Annotated in this window: 11 protein-coding genes; 6 read left to right on the forward strand and 5 right to left on the reverse strand. The window is 57.1% G+C overall.

Annotation, left to right across the window (positions count from 1 at the left end; translation table 11 throughout):
* Positions 1-55 precede the first annotated feature (55 nt).
* Positions 56-1066, forward strand: coding sequence for a type I glyceraldehyde-3-phosphate dehydrogenase (gap, locus tag ABFV38_RS13080; protein WP_048223692.1), 1011 nt, complete (start codon positions 56-58; stop codon positions 1064-1066).
* A 40-nt stretch (positions 1067-1106) separates the two neighbouring features.
* Here gap and ABFV38_RS13085 read toward each other — a convergent pair whose 3' ends face one another.
* Positions 1107-2294 carry an MFS transporter gene (locus ABFV38_RS13085; RefSeq protein ID WP_032675011.1) on the reverse strand — a complete coding sequence of 396 codons (1188 nt, stop codon included), beginning with the start codon at positions 2292-2294 and terminating at the stop codon, positions 1107-1109.
* Positions 2295-2409: 115 nt separating this feature from the next.
* Between ABFV38_RS13085 and ABFV38_RS13090 the strand changes: the two genes are divergently transcribed.
* Positions 2410-3366, forward strand: coding sequence for an AraC family transcriptional regulator (locus tag ABFV38_RS13090; protein ID WP_048029460.1), 957 nt, complete (start codon positions 2410-2412; stop codon positions 3364-3366).
* Between the two features lie 13 nt (positions 3367-3379).
* Here the strand turns inward: ABFV38_RS13090 and ABFV38_RS13095 are convergent, their stop codons facing one another.
* Positions 3380-4717: a carbohydrate porin gene (locus ABFV38_RS13095; RefSeq protein WP_048029459.1), complete on the reverse strand. Its 1338-nt coding sequence runs from the start codon at positions 4715-4717 to the stop codon at positions 3380-3382.
* Positions 4718-5142: 425 nt separating this feature from the next.
* Here ABFV38_RS13095 and ABFV38_RS13100 point away from each other — a divergent pair, with 425 nt between their 5' ends.
* Positions 5143-6828, forward strand: a complete 1686-nt coding sequence (locus ABFV38_RS13100) for an alpha,alpha-trehalase (protein WP_348957404.1) — start codon at positions 5143-5145, stop codon at positions 6826-6828.
* A gap of 64 nt (positions 6829-6892) precedes the next feature.
* On the opposite strand, the gene ABFV38_RS13105 is transcribed toward ABFV38_RS13100, so the two are convergent.
* Positions 6893-8995: a TonB-dependent siderophore receptor gene (locus tag ABFV38_RS13105; RefSeq protein WP_348957405.1), complete on the reverse strand. Its 2103-nt coding sequence runs from the start codon at positions 8993-8995 to the stop codon at positions 6893-6895.
* Between the two features lie 112 nt (positions 8996-9107).
* Positions 9108-9362 carry a GlsB/YeaQ/YmgE family stress response membrane protein gene (locus ABFV38_RS13110; protein ID WP_008502662.1) on the reverse strand — a complete coding sequence of 85 codons (255 nt, stop codon included), beginning with the start codon at positions 9360-9362 and terminating at the stop codon, positions 9108-9110.
* A gap of 208 nt (positions 9363-9570) precedes the next feature.
* Between ABFV38_RS13110 and ABFV38_RS13115 the strand changes: the two genes are divergently transcribed.
* Positions 9571-10302: a flagellar brake protein gene (locus ABFV38_RS13115; protein ID WP_048029456.1), complete on the forward strand. Its 732-nt coding sequence runs from the start codon at positions 9571-9573 to the stop codon at positions 10300-10302.
* Positions 10303-10340: 38 nt separating this feature from the next.
* Here the strand turns inward: ABFV38_RS13115 and emtA are convergent, their stop codons facing one another.
* Entirely contained in the window at positions 10341-10952 is a 612-nt protein-coding gene (gene emtA, locus ABFV38_RS13120) for a membrane-bound lytic murein transglycosylase EmtA (RefSeq protein ID WP_024909815.1), read from the reverse strand.
* Between the two features lie 106 nt (positions 10953-11058).
* Between emtA and ldcA the strand changes: the two genes are divergently transcribed.
* Both ldcA and ABFV38_RS13130 read left to right on the forward strand, forming a co-directional pair.
* Complete coding sequence (ldcA, locus tag ABFV38_RS13125; protein WP_348957406.1) at positions 11059-11973, forward strand: muramoyltetrapeptide carboxypeptidase; 915 nt, start codon at positions 11059-11061, stop codon at positions 11971-11973.
* Between the two features lie 97 nt (positions 11974-12070).
* Complete coding sequence (locus ABFV38_RS13130; RefSeq protein WP_045908249.1) at positions 12071-13804, forward strand: potassium/proton antiporter; 1734 nt, start codon at positions 12071-12073, stop codon at positions 13802-13804.
* The last annotated feature ends 38 nt before the right edge of the window (positions 13805-13842 follow it).

Genomic DNA, 13842 nt, shown 5'->3' on the forward strand with positions numbered 1-13842 from the left:
GCCAAGCGGCCCGACGCCTACAGTGACTCCAGACAACAGAGATAAGGAGTGCACCATGGTTAAGGTCGGTATTAACGGTTTCGGCCGTATCGGACGTAATGTCCTGCGCGCGGCGCTGGGCAACCCGGCGCTTCAGATTGTGGCCATCAACGATCTGACAGACAGTAAAACCCTCGCCCATCTGCTGAAACATGATTCCCTTCTGGGCAAGCTGCCCGCGCCCGTTGAAGCGGCTGACGGCGCGCTGCAGGTAGACGGCCAGCGGATCGCCGTATTTAGCGAACGCGATCCGGCGAATATCCCGTGGCGTGATGCCGGGGTAGACGTGGTGATTGAAGCCACCGGCTTCTTCACTGAACGGGAGAAAGCGGCGGTGCATATCACCCACGGCGGCGCTAAGCGCGTCATCATTTCCGCTCCCGCGAAAAACGACGACCTGACGATTGTGATGGGCGTCAACCATGATCAGTACGATCCCGACCGGCACGCGGTGGTAAGCAACGGGAGTTGCACCACGAACGGTCTGGCACCAGCCGCTCAGGTGCTGCACCAGCAGTTCGGGATTGAGCATGGCCTGATGAACACGACGCACGCCTACACCAACAGCCAGGCGCTGCACGATCAGCCGGAAAAAGATCTGCGCGGCGCCCGCGCGGCGGCGCTGTCGATTGTGCCCTACTCCAGCGGCGCGGCGAAAGCGCTGGGGAAAGTGATCCCCTCCCTGGACGGCAAGCTGACCGGGTACTCCCTGCGCGTGCCGGTGCCGGTGGTGTCGATTGTCGATTTAACCGTGACGCTGAGCCGCAACGTGACCGCCGAAGAGGTGAATGACGCGTTCCGCAACGCGGCCGCCAGCGGCCCCCTGAAAGATATCCTGGGCTACAGCGATGAACCGCTGGTTTCCAGCGATTACCAGGGCGACCCGCGCTCGTCAATTATCGACGGGCTTTCCACGCTGGTCATTGGTGGAAACATGGTGAAGATCCTGGCGTGGTATGACAACGAATGGGGCTTCTCTAATCGCCTGGTGGATCTGGCGGTGCTGATGGATAAGAAAGGGCTGTAAACCTGAGGCCGGGTGGCACGAACGCTCACCCGGCAAAAAATCACTCCGCTTTCACTTTCACACCCATAAACACAATCACCATCGCCGTTACCAGCAGGAAACCGCTGCCCGCGAACACGCCGCTGGCGCCGTTAAGATCAAACACTGCCCCACCTCCGGCCGCACCGGCGCTTATCGCCAGCTGGATTGAGGCCACCAGCAGCCCCCCTGCACTTTCGGCTTCATCCGGAACAGTGGTCGCAAGCCAGGTGGACCAGCCCACCGGAACCAGGCCAAATGCAAAGCCCCACAGCGCAACCAGCAGCCCGTCCAGCATGGCCAGATGACCAAAGGCGACCATCATGAGTGCGAGAACGCCCATCGCAAACGGCACCAGCGCCAGCGTCAGGCGCAGATTACGTGCCAGCAGATGCCCGGCCACGGAGGTGCCCACAAAGTTGGCGATACCAAAGCCCAGCAGGATCAGTGAAATGGTCTCCACGCTCGCCTGGCCTACCGTCTCCAGGAACGGACGCAGGTAGGTAAAGAAAGCGAAATGGCCGCTGAAGATCAGGATGGTTGCCAGCATGCCGCCGATCATCCCCGGACGGCGCAGCACGCGGAACAGCGTACTCAGGCTACCGCTGCTCTCCGGCTTCATGGACGGCAGCACCCAGAGCTGCCACAGCAGCGCCAGCATGCTCGGCAGAATGCAGAGCACAAAGACGTTGCGCCAGCCGATCAGGCTGCCCAGATAGCTACCCAGCGGCGCCGCGACTACCGTGGCAATCGACACGCTGGAGAAGATCACCGCCAGCGCTTTCGGCACTTTATCTGCCGGAACCAGGCGCATCGTCGTGGCCGTCGACATCGCCCAGAATCCCCCGATCGCTATCCCCAGAAGCAGGCGCCCCATTAGCAGGACGTGCAGATTGGGCGCAAAGGCCACCAGCAGGCTGGAGATAATTTGCAGCACCGAGAAAAACATCAGAACCCAGCGGCGGTCGATACTCTTGGTTGCCGGGGTGATCAGCAGTCCGGTGACCAGCGCCACCAGCGCGGTGGCGGTGACAGCTTGTCCAGCCATCCCCTCGGTAACGCCCAGGCTCGCGGCCATGGGGGTTAACAAGCTGGCGGGCAGAAATTCGGCCGTAATCAAACCAAATACCCCCAGCCCCAGTGAATAGACGGCCCGCCAGGCGGGTTTTGCAGGCGCTACCGCCTCGCTCGCCGCGACACATGAACTCATCTGTTGATCTCCCGTTATAAAAATGTGACTAGTGTCGCAAAAGAATAGAAGGTTCACCCTGGACGATCTATGACATATAATCTCCACTTATTGATTATTCGTCCGGAGTTGCGCCATGACCGTCCAGTCACCCGATTTGATCAGCGAACTTTTACGCGGCATGCGCCTGTCAGGCGTGAAATACCGGCGGATTGAAGCCAGTGCGCCATTTGGCGTCGCGTTTCATCAGGCTCCCGGCAGGGCGCAGTTTCATTTTGTGAGCCACGGTAGCGCCCTGTTGCGCATGGAGAGCGGTGCAACGTTCGAACTGAGCGGTGGCGACGCCCTCTTTATCCCCGGCGGGAATTCCCATGCCCTGCTCTCTGACGAACAGGCCACCCTTACCCCTGTCAACGCCTTTCCGAGCGAGCCTATCTGCAGCTCGGTCTGTGCTATCACCTGCGAGCCCTGCCCGGAGAGCGAGAACACCCTTATCTTTAGCGGATGCATGGATTTTGAGCTGGGCGGCATGCAGCCGCTGATCAAGGCGATGCCGGAAGTGATGATGGTCAGCCGGCTGATGTCCACCTGGCCGGAAATTCATCCGCTGCTGGCGGCGATGGAGCGGGAATCCGCGGCGCGTCAGGCCGGGTATGCCGGGATCCTTGCGCGGCTGGCCGATGTGGTGGCGGCGTTAATTGTGCGGGGCTGGGTTGAAGGCGGCTGTGGCAAAGCCACCGGCTGGGTGCAGGTGCTGCGCGACCCGCGCCTGAGCCGGGCCATTTACGCCATGCACCAGCAGCCAGGCCTGAACTGGAGCGTCGCCGATCTGGCAAAAGAAGCCGGGACATCCCGATCCGTTTTCGCGGAACGGTTTCTCGCGGCGACGGGAACGACCCCGGCAAAATATCTCAGCGAGCTGAGAATGCGGCTGGCCATTCAGTATATTCGTCATGAGAACCAGCCGATCGAAACCGTCGCGCTGCGGCTGGGTTACGGATCGCTGGCGGCTTTTAGCCGGGCATTTAAGCGCATCATTGGCCATGCGCCGGGCACGCTGCGGGAAGCCAGCCAGACTCCGGAAGAAGCCTGACTGGCGTACGGCATCAGAAATAGTATTTAAAGCGTACGCGTCCGCCGTAGCGATCGTCGTTTTTATTGTCACCCTCTTTTGGAGAGGCGTTGACCCAGGACGCATACGCGCCCAGATAGATGTTGAAGTTTTTCATCTTCATGACGTTCGGAATGAGGTACGACGTATGGATGGTATGAATGTCGTATTCGCCCGGGTCGCTGATCCAGCAGTCGTTTTCACACTCGGCGTCAAAGGTTGAGGTATTAAACTCGTCGATTTCGTTATGAGCATAGATATAGCCCAGCTCAAAATTACGCCAAAGGGCATTGATGCCTGAGGTAAAGTCGGTTTCGCCCGTCGCGTCCAGGTAAGCCGTGTTGAAGTTCATGACCACCCCGTTTTCCGGATCGGTTTTAAGTCCGTCCCAGGTCATAGTAAACCCGTAGCCGGTCCGGTCTGACTGATCGACCCAGCGCCCGGCATCGTCACGATAGCCGTAAGCGTTGTTTACCAGGTTGGTCTCCATAGCGAACGCGGTTGAAAACGGTCCGCTCTGCCATGAGACAACCGGGCGCACGTAGGCGACGTTTTTATCGTTCTCAAGCTCCGCGCCGTGATAACGCTGGTCGACGTACAGATCGCTGCCGTCCTTAAACAGGGTATTCAGTTCGAAATACCAGTTGTCCAGCGTTTTGCTCACCAGGAAGTTACCGCCGCTGTCGGTTCGGCCACGTCCCTCTTTCAGCATATAGATATAGCCGTAGCCGTCGCTGTAAAGGTCGTCTGCCGTATTGCCCGAGTATTCCACAAAGGTATCCTGATTGAGCGGAAACATATCATACGCTTCGAAGCGGCCAACCTTAATTTCCCAGTCTTTTTCAGAGCCGAAGAAAAATACGGCGTCATCCAGATACATTTGCCCAGCAAGATCGCCGAGCGGCTGAACGGAGAATCCGGCATAATTGCCGTTATTCATTTTACGATAACCATCAAAACCCAGCAGAATACGGCCATTAATATCCCAGCGTTCTTTATCCCCGGGTGCCCAGTCGTTATTAGCGCTTTGCTTAACAGACGTCAGGCTACCCGTTTTACTGGCAGCATCCATATTAAGCTCAACGTCACCATAAAATTTAATATCGCCAAAACCTGACAGCGTCAGTTTCGGCGGCGCCTCGTTGTTGACCGGCTCCTCTGACTGCACGGTGACCGTCGCTGCCTGCTGTACCGTCGCCTGTTGCTGCTTAAGCACTTCGATTTGCGCTTCCAGCTGCGCCAGCTTTTCCTCCACGCTTGCTGAGGACTGGGCGGCTAAAAGCGCCCCGGAATAGAGCGCACCTGTCAATATGACCATTTTCTTTAATTTCATAGATTCCGTCCTGATTAAAAAGGAAATACCCAATGATTGAGTTTCGCCATTTCGTACAAATACAGGCAGGAACGCTATTATGTTTTTTGATAACTGAATTATGAATTTTAACTTGTGTGAACCGGGCAGAATAATTCCTTTATTATTAACGAGAGAAACACAACCCGCCTCACATTATTATTTCATCGACTCGCCCGACGTTTATTATATAAAATGCAAATATAATTATTTAAGATAATAATTAGACCGATTTCATTCCCACAACAAATTATCAAACGTCCTGCAGCCTGCCTGAGAACGCGGTAATTTGTCTGGTTCTGCGCAAAATGGGATATTCAACACGCGAAGCGGGCAATATTCGTCTAAGGTTTTCAGGTGATTGACAACAGCGGTCACGCTGCCCGGTAAAGACAGGAGACGAAAAGATGATAAAACCTCGTACATTGCGCCCCGCTTGTTTACATCTCGCGCTGGGAGGCGCGCTGCTCGGTGTCGCAACGTTTGGCTATGCCAACGAACAACCTGCGACTCAGACAACCCCGCCCGATATTTTACTGGGGCCCCTCTTCAATGATGTGCAAAGCGCTAAACTGTTTCCCGATCAAAAAACCTTTGCGGATGCAGTCCCCAAAAGTGACCCGCTGATGATTCTGGCGGATTACAGGATGCAGCATGCGCAGTCCAGCTTTGACCTGCGCCATTTTGTCGAGATGAATTTCACCCTGCCCGAAGAGGGAGAAAAGTATGTTCCACCGGCGGGGCAATCGTTACGTGAGCACATTGACGATCTCTGGCCCGTACTGACGCGCACCACCGATAAAGCCAGCAACAAATGGGATTCCCTTCTGCCGTTACCGAAGCCTTACGTTGTGCCCGGCGGTCGTTTCCGCGAGGTCTACTACTGGGACAGCTATTTCACCATGCTGGGCCTGGCTGAGAGCGATCATTGGGACAAAATCAGCGACATGGTGGATAACTTTGCGTATGAGATCGACACCTTCGGCCACATTCCCAACGGCAACCGCAGCTATTACCTGAGCCGCTCCCAGCCGCCGTTTTTCTCACTGATGGTTGAACTGCTGGCGACCCATGACAGCGATGCGCTGAAGAAATATCGTCCGCAGATGGAGAAAGAGTATGCCTACTGGATGGACGGCGTCGATGCCCTGCAGCCGGGGCAAGCCAGCAAGCGCGTGGTGAAGCTGGATGACGGCGCGATCCTCAACCGCTACTGGGACGATCGCGACACCCCGCGCCCGGAGTCCTGGCTTGACGATGTGAATACCGCGAAAAGTAACCCTAACCGACCGGCAACCGAGATCTACCGTGATTTGCGTTCCGCCGCGGCCTCGGGATGGGACTTTAGCTCCCGCTGGATGGACGATCCGCAAAAACTCGGCACCATCCGGACCACCAGCATTGTGCCCGTGGACCTGAATGCCCTGATGTTCAAGATGGAAAAACTGCTGGCCCGGGCAAGCCAAGAGAGTGGCGATGCCGCCAGCGCAAACAAGTATGAGGCGCTGGCCTCCGCGCGCCAGAAAGCCATCGAGAGCCACCTGTGGAATGACAAAGAGGGCTGGTACGCCGATTACGATCTGAAGAGTAAGAAGGTACGCAATCAGCTCACGGCTGCGGCCCTGTTCCCGCTTTACGTGAAGGCTGCGGCGCAGGATCGTGCCGATAAAGTCGCCGCGGCAACCTCCTCACGTCTGCTACAGCCGGGCGGAATAGCGACCACCACCGTCAACAGCGGTCAGCAGTGGGATGCGCCAAACGGCTGGGCCCCGCTGCAATGGGTGGCGGCGGAAGGGTTGCAGAATTACGGGCAAGAGAAGGTCTCGATGGATGTGACCTGGCGCTTCCTGAAAAACGTTCAGCATACTTATGACCGGGAAAAGAAACTGGTCGAGAAATACGACGTGTCGACAACCGGTGCGGGCGGCGGCGGCGGCGAGTATCCGCTGCAGGACGGCTTCGGCTGGAGCAACGGCGTGACGCTGAAGATGCTGGATCGGGTCTGCCCGAAAGAGAAACCGTGCGACAGCGTGCCGGAGAATCGGCCTGCCGCGAATGATGAGGTGGCGCCGGTGAAGGCGACGGCGCAGTAAGTGAGTATTGCCGGGTGGCGGCTACGCCTTACCCGGCCTACTTTTTAAACTCACAGGGCTTTGCTTAGAAACTGTAACTCGCCCCTAGCTGATACGTTCTGTCGCGCCCAATCCAGCAGTTGGTCGCGTCGTAGCAGGTCAGCGTCTCTTTGTTGGTGATGTTCTGTGCGCTGGCCTTAAGCGTCAGCCCTGCCAGCGAAGGCAGGATTTCGCCCATCCGATAGGATGCCGCCAGATCGTACTGGGTGGTACCGCCCAGCTTACCCGCATCGTTAGCAGGTGAGATTTCCATCGGGCCGGTATAGCGCGCCCCCGCCCCCAGCATCAGCCCTTTCAGCGGCGTGTTCTCAAAGGTGTAATCCCCCCAGAGATTGAAGGCATTCTCCGGCACCTGCGTTGGACGTTTCCCTTTGTACTTATCATCTTCCGTATTGATCGCGTGGGTGTAGGCATAGTTCGCAATCAGCGTCAGGTTGTCCGTCGGGCGGCTGATGGCAGACAGCTCAGCCCCTTTGGATTCCACCTCCCCGGTCTGACGATAGTTCAGGAAGCCCGGATCGGAGGTGACGACATTTTTCTGACGGATGTTGAACACCGAGGCGGTAAAGGTGGTGGCGTAGTCGGCCAGCAGATATTTCACGCCGCCCTCCACCTGCTTGCTGGTGGTCGGTTTGACGTCTTTCGCCGCGAGCGTTCCCTTCGGCGACACCGGTGCAAAGCCTTCGGAATAGCTGATAAACGGTGACAGACCATTATCAAAAGCGTAAAGCGCGCCCAGGCGTTTGGTGACGCGATCCTGAGAGACCCAGTCCTTATCACCGTTTTGCAGATAATTGGTGGTCACGGAGCGATAATCGTCGTAGCGCAGGCTGCCCAGCAGATTTAAGCCCCCCCACTCCACCTGATCCTGCAGGTAGTAGCCGTTCTGCTGATAGCTCAGACGGTTTTTCTGGGCGGTATACAGGCCCAGCGCGCTTTCGCCGATCTGCGAATAGTCAGGGTTGCGCATATCCATGCCCGGCGTGGTCGACGCGTAACGGTAGTGGAAATGGGAGTTCAGCTTCTGATAGTCAAACCCGGCCAGCAGATGGTGTTGCCAGTCGCCCAGCGCCACGGTTTTCGTCACCTGGTTATCGATGTTGAAGCTCTGCAGATCTTCATCGGTGGTGTAGGCAAAGCGGTTGAGCTGATAGACCTCGCTTCCCGTGCCCGTCGCATAGACGCTGCGCTGATGCGTATCGACGTCGAAATAGCGCGCCTTCTGGTTAAAGCCCCAGCCGCTGTCGAACGCATGTTCAAAGCTGTAGCCCAGCATCCACTGGCGCTGCTTAAATCCGTTCCACTCATCACCGGCATAGTCGCGCTTGCCCGCGTATTTCGATCGCAGGTAGGCGAGCGGCAGCGGGTTCGACGGCGTCAGACTCGGGGTGTTTTGCGCCAGCGCGTCCAGGGTGAGGCGGGTTTTGCTGTCCGGTTGCCAGGTTACGGACGGGGCAACCAGGTAATTTTCATACCGGGTGGTGTGCGGCTGATCGTCATTTTCCGTCGCTTTCCCCAGCAGACGGTAGTTCCAGTCGCTGTCGGCGATCTGCCCGGTTGAGTCGAGATAGCCCTCTTTCAGGTTGCGGTTGCCGGTGTTAAAACCGAATTCGGTTCGCGCTTCTCGCTGCGGCTTTTTACTCTGGATATTCACCAGCCCGCCCGGCGAGCCGCCGCCGTAGAGAACCGATGAGGGGCCTTTCAGGATATCAACGCTGTCAATCAACAGCGGATCGATGCGGGCTTTGGTATTGCCGGTGACGTTATAGGGCAGCTGCAGCCCGTTGTAGAACTCCTGGTCGACGGTAAAGCCACGAATTTTATATTCGCTCATGTAGGAGGTATTTCCCCGCACCTCGGTTGAGACCCCTGGCGCATAGCGCAGGATTTCATTCACGGAATTCGCATGGCGCTTGTCAATTTCCGGCGCAGAGAGGGTCGTGATGACCTGCGGCGTTTTACTTTCAGCAACGGCCGATTTCGTGGCGCTGTTCGTCCAGGCCGGCAGCGCGCTGCCCTGCTCTGCGCCAGTGACGACGATAGTGGATTCTTCGGCGAATGCCGGAACGTGCAGTGCGAGCGAGACGGCGCCTGCCAGGGCGCATAGCGTAAAACGTGAAGGAGTCATAATGTCGTCTTGTTGTTAGATGCGATACGGAACGACAATTATTATCATTTAGATTAACAAATCAATACGCAGGCAAAAAAACGGCCCTCCGCAGAGAGCCGTTTACGTCATGTTATGCTCGTCGCAGTAACCTGAATATGCCCAGCACCACAATGGCGCCCACGACAGCGACCAGAAAACTGTGCAGGTCAAAACCACTTATGTTGCCTCCGAAGCCAAACATCGTCGCCAGCCAGCCGCCCACAACCGCACCAACGACCCCGAGTACACAGGTCAAAATAAAGCCGCCGCCATCGTTTCCCGGCATGATCAATTTCGCGATAGCGCCAGCAATAAGACCAAAGATAATCCAGGCGATGATACCCATAGCGATGCCCTCTTGCAGGTTTAACGCATGCGCAGAAAACCTTCTGCACAGCTAACATAAGTATAGGTCATCGCCGGAAAATCATTTTCTTCTCACCGACTTATCTTTGTCTAAACAGGCAAAAAAAACTCACCGGTTTGTATTAAGTTTCATCGCAGATTGCCGATAACGCTAAGACAGTCTGTCATCTATCAAGGAGCCATCCGGCGTGAGTCATTACAGTGAGCAGTTCCTCAAGCAAAATCCGCTGGCTGTATTAGGGGTATTACGCGACCTGCAAAAAGGTGAAGTGCCGCTGCGCATCAGCTGGTCGAATAATCAGTTCATCAGCAAGATCCTTGACGCCTCGCAGGAGCGGCTGGTGATTGATTTAGGCAGCCAGGAGTATGAAAACCGCGCGGCGCTGAAGGCGGAGAATATCGCCGTGATGGCCGAAACGCAGGGCGCCAAAGTGGAGTTTGTCCTGTCGCGACTGGAACTGAGCGAATATCAGGGGCTTCCGGCCTTTGTGACCCCCCTTCCTGGCAATCTCTGGTTTGTCCAGCGTCGCGAATATTTCCGCATCAACGCCCCGCTTCACCCCGCTTACTTCTGCAAGGCCAAAATGCCGGACAAAAAAGAGATCCGCTTCCGTCTCTTCGATCTGTCGCTGGGCGGTATGGGTGCGCTGATGGATACGCCGAAGCCTGACGGACTGGTAGAGGGCATGCGTTTCACGCAAATTGAACTGGATATGGGGGGCTGGGGGCGCTTTTATTTCGATGCACAGCTGATTGCCATCAGCGACCGCACCGTCGTGGACAGCAAAAATGAAACCATCACCACGCCGCGTCTGAGCTTCCGTTTCCTGAATGTCGGGCCCGGCGCAGAGCGCGAGCTGCAGCGCATTATCTACTCCCTGGAGCGCGAGGCGCGGGAACGCGCAAATAAGGTTTTGTAAGAAACATCGGGCAGCGTGACCGCCGCCCGTCTGCGGCATTACATGGCATCCATCGCTTTCTGTACTTTCCAGATATAACGAGGCGCCTGTGGTGCCGGGTGATTTTTCGCCACATGCTCAAAGAATTCGTCTTTGTCCATGCCGTTAATCTCTTCTATCGCCTCTTTGCGGTCAGAGGAGAAGGTTCTCAGCAACGCGCCGGCACCGTTAACGTAAGAGACCACCAGCGCGTACTGCATCACCTCCGGATCCTTAATGCCCTTCAGCACGCCGTGCTCCATGATGCTCAGATAGGCCGTGCCCATTGAAATGTTGCGTTCCGGATTCTTCAGCTCGCTGGTCGACGGCTGACCGCTCCAGCCCATATAGCGGTAAACTTCTTTCCCCGCCGTTGACGCTTTAAGCTGCATCAGCCCCACCGCGTTGGATTTGCTGACAAGCGTGGGGTTACCGCCGGACTCCACCGCAATGATCGCCGTGATGAGACGCGGACTGACGCCCCAGGCTTTCCCGGCTTGTTCACTGATCGGCATCCACTGCATCGCCCGCTTCACCGGCACTTCCGGGTTCCAGGGTGGGTTTTGATAATCATGTTTTGAACTACAGCCAGCGAGTAACACAATCAAAAAAGCAAACCATCTCAATTTCACGTCATCTATCCTTATAGCCGGTCATCGCGGTGCGCCGCTCTTGAAGCAGGCGGCGTATAAGCGGCATGATATAGACAATTAGTTTCTCATTCAGCAAGGAATTGCCATGTCTCAGTTTCATCTCATCGCGCCGTCGGGCTACTGCATTAACCAGGACGCGGCGCAGCGGGGCGTTCAGCGTTTGCTGGAGTCGGGCCACCGGGTAGAAAATCAGACGATTATCCCCCGCCGCCAGCAGCGTTTTGCCGGTACCGAAGCGCAGCGGCTGAATGATATCAACAGCCTGGTTAACCTGAAGGGTGAAAATAGCATAGTGCTGGCGGTGCGCGGCGGATATGGCGCGAGCAGGCTGCTGGAGAGCATTGACTGGCAGGGCCTGGCGCAGCGCCAGCAGCAGGATCCGCTGCTGATATGCGGCCACAGCGATTTCACCGTCATCCAGCTTGGGCTGCTGGCGCTGCATAACGTTATCACCTTCAGTGGCCCGATGCTGGCCGGTAACTTCGGCGCCCCGGAGCTGAATGCGTTCACCGTGGAACACTTCTGGCGCGCGCTGCGCAATCCCACCTACAGCGTGGAGTGGCGGGGCTTTGGACCGCACTGGGAATGTGAAGGCCAGCTCTGGGGCGGCAACCTGGCGATGCTGGTTTCGCTTATCGGCACGCCGTGGATGCCGCACATCGAGGACGGAATTCTGGTGCTGGAAGATATCAACGAACATCCGTTCCGCGTCGAGCGCATGCTGTTGCAGCTCTATCATGCCGGTATTCTTGAGCGCCAGTCCGCGATCGTGCTGGGCAGCTTCAGCGGCTCTGCCCCGAATGACTATGACGCGGGTTACTCCCTGGAAACCATGATTGAGTTCATTCGCTCGCGGCTGGATATTCCGGTGATCGCCGGTCTGGATTTCGGCCATGAGCAGCGCACCGTGACCCTGGCGCTGGGGGCGCACGCCTCCCTGATCCATAATGAGTCCGGCTCCCGGCTGACCATCAGCGGCCATCCTGTCATAAAGGCATAAAAAAGCCGTTATACCCCCTTAATAAAACGCTGTTGCCGTCGTTAATATGTTAGGGTTTTAGTAACAGCGTTAACATTGAGGTGGGAGTAAGAGAACATTGGATGCCGCAGCGATAATCAGCCTTTTCATTCTGGGTTCGGTCCTTGTAACCAGCAGTATTTTATTAAGTTCATTTTCATCGCGTCTCGGCATACCTATTCTTGTTATTTTCCTCGCCATCGGCATGCTGGCCGGCATTGATGGCATTGGCGGTATCCCATTCGATAACTATCCTTTCGCCTACATGGTGAGTAACCTGGCGCTGGCGGTGATCCTGCTGGACGGCGGCATGCGCACCCAGGCGAGCTCCTTCCGCGTGGCCTTAGGGCCCGCGCTGTCGCTCGCGACGGTTGGCGTGTTGATAACCTCCGGCCTCACCGGAATGATGGCGGCGTGGCTCTTCCATCTCAATATCATGGAAGGTTTGCTGATTGGCGCGATTGTCGGCTCAACCGATGCGGCAGCGGTGTTTTCTCTGCTTGGTGGAAAAGGGCTCAACGAACGCGTTGGATCCACGCTTGAGATTGAATCCGGCAGTAACGACCCGATGGCGGTGTTTCTCACCATAACGCTTATCGAGATGATTCAGCAGCACGAAAGCGGGCTGAGTTGGACGTTTGCGTGGCATATCCTGCAGCAGTTTGGCCTGGGGATTGTTATCGGCCTGGCGGGCGGCTATCTGCTTCAGCAGACAATCAACCGCATATCGCTGCCGTTGGGGCTTTACCCGTTGCTGGCGCTGAGCGGCGGCATCCTCATTTTTGCCGTTACCACGGCGCTGGACGGCAGCGGCATTCTCGCCGTCTACCTCTGCGGGTTCCTGATGGGCAACCGCCCTATTCGCAACCGGCATGCCATTTTGCAGAACTTCGACGGTCTGGCCTGGCTGGCGCAGATCGGCATGTTCCTGGTGCTGGGGCTTCTGGTCACCCCCTCAGACCTGCTGCCCATCGCGGTTCCGGCGCTGCTGCTGTCCGCGTGGATGATTTTCTTCGCCCGTCCGCTGTCGGTATTTGCAGGCCTGCTGCCGTTTCGCGGCTTCAACCTGCGCGAGCGGATATTCATCAGTTGGGTGGGCCTGCGCGGCGCGGTGCCGATTATCCTTGCCGTCTTCCCGATGATGGCGGGTCTGGATAACGCCCGGCTGTTCTTTAACGTGGCGTTCTTCGTGGTGCTGATTTCGCTGCTGTTCCAGGGAACGTCCCTCGGGTGGGCGGCGAAAAAAGCCAAAGTGGTGGTGCCTCCCGTGGGCTGGCCGGTTTCCCGCGTGGGGCTCGACATTCATCCGGAAAACCCGTGGGAACAGTTCGTCTATCAGCTAAGCGCCGACAAATGGTGCGTGGGGGCTTCGCTGCGCGATTTGCACATGCCGGCCGAAACGCGCATTGCCGCCCTGTTCCGCGACAATGTTCTGCTGCACCCTACCGGCAGCACCCGCCTGCGCGAAGGGGACATTCTCTGCGTGATTGGCCGCGAGCGCGACCTGCCCGCACTGGGCAAGCTGTTCAGCCAGTCGCCTCCGGTGGCGCTGGACCAGCGTTTCTTCGGCGATTTCATTCTGGAAGCCAGCGCCAGGTTTGCCGATGTGGCGCTGATTTACGGCCTGGATGAAGGTGCTGAAGACGGAGATAGCCAGCAAACGCTGGGCGAAATCATCCAGCAGCGGCTTGGCGCTGCCCCGGTCGTGGGCGATCAGGTCGAGTTTGCCGGGATGATCTGGACGGTAGCAGAGAAAGAAGATAACGCTGTGAGGAAAGTCGGTTTGAGGCCGATGGAAGAGGAAGCGGAGTAGCGGTTTTTTTTGCCGGGTGGCGCTAACGCTTACCCGGC

Origin of the sequence: Enterobacter cloacae complex sp. Mu1197 (genome assembly GCF_040059225.1) — a bacterium.
GTDB classification, from domain to species: domain Bacteria; phylum Pseudomonadota; class Gammaproteobacteria; order Enterobacterales; family Enterobacteriaceae; genus Enterobacter; species Enterobacter quasiroggenkampii.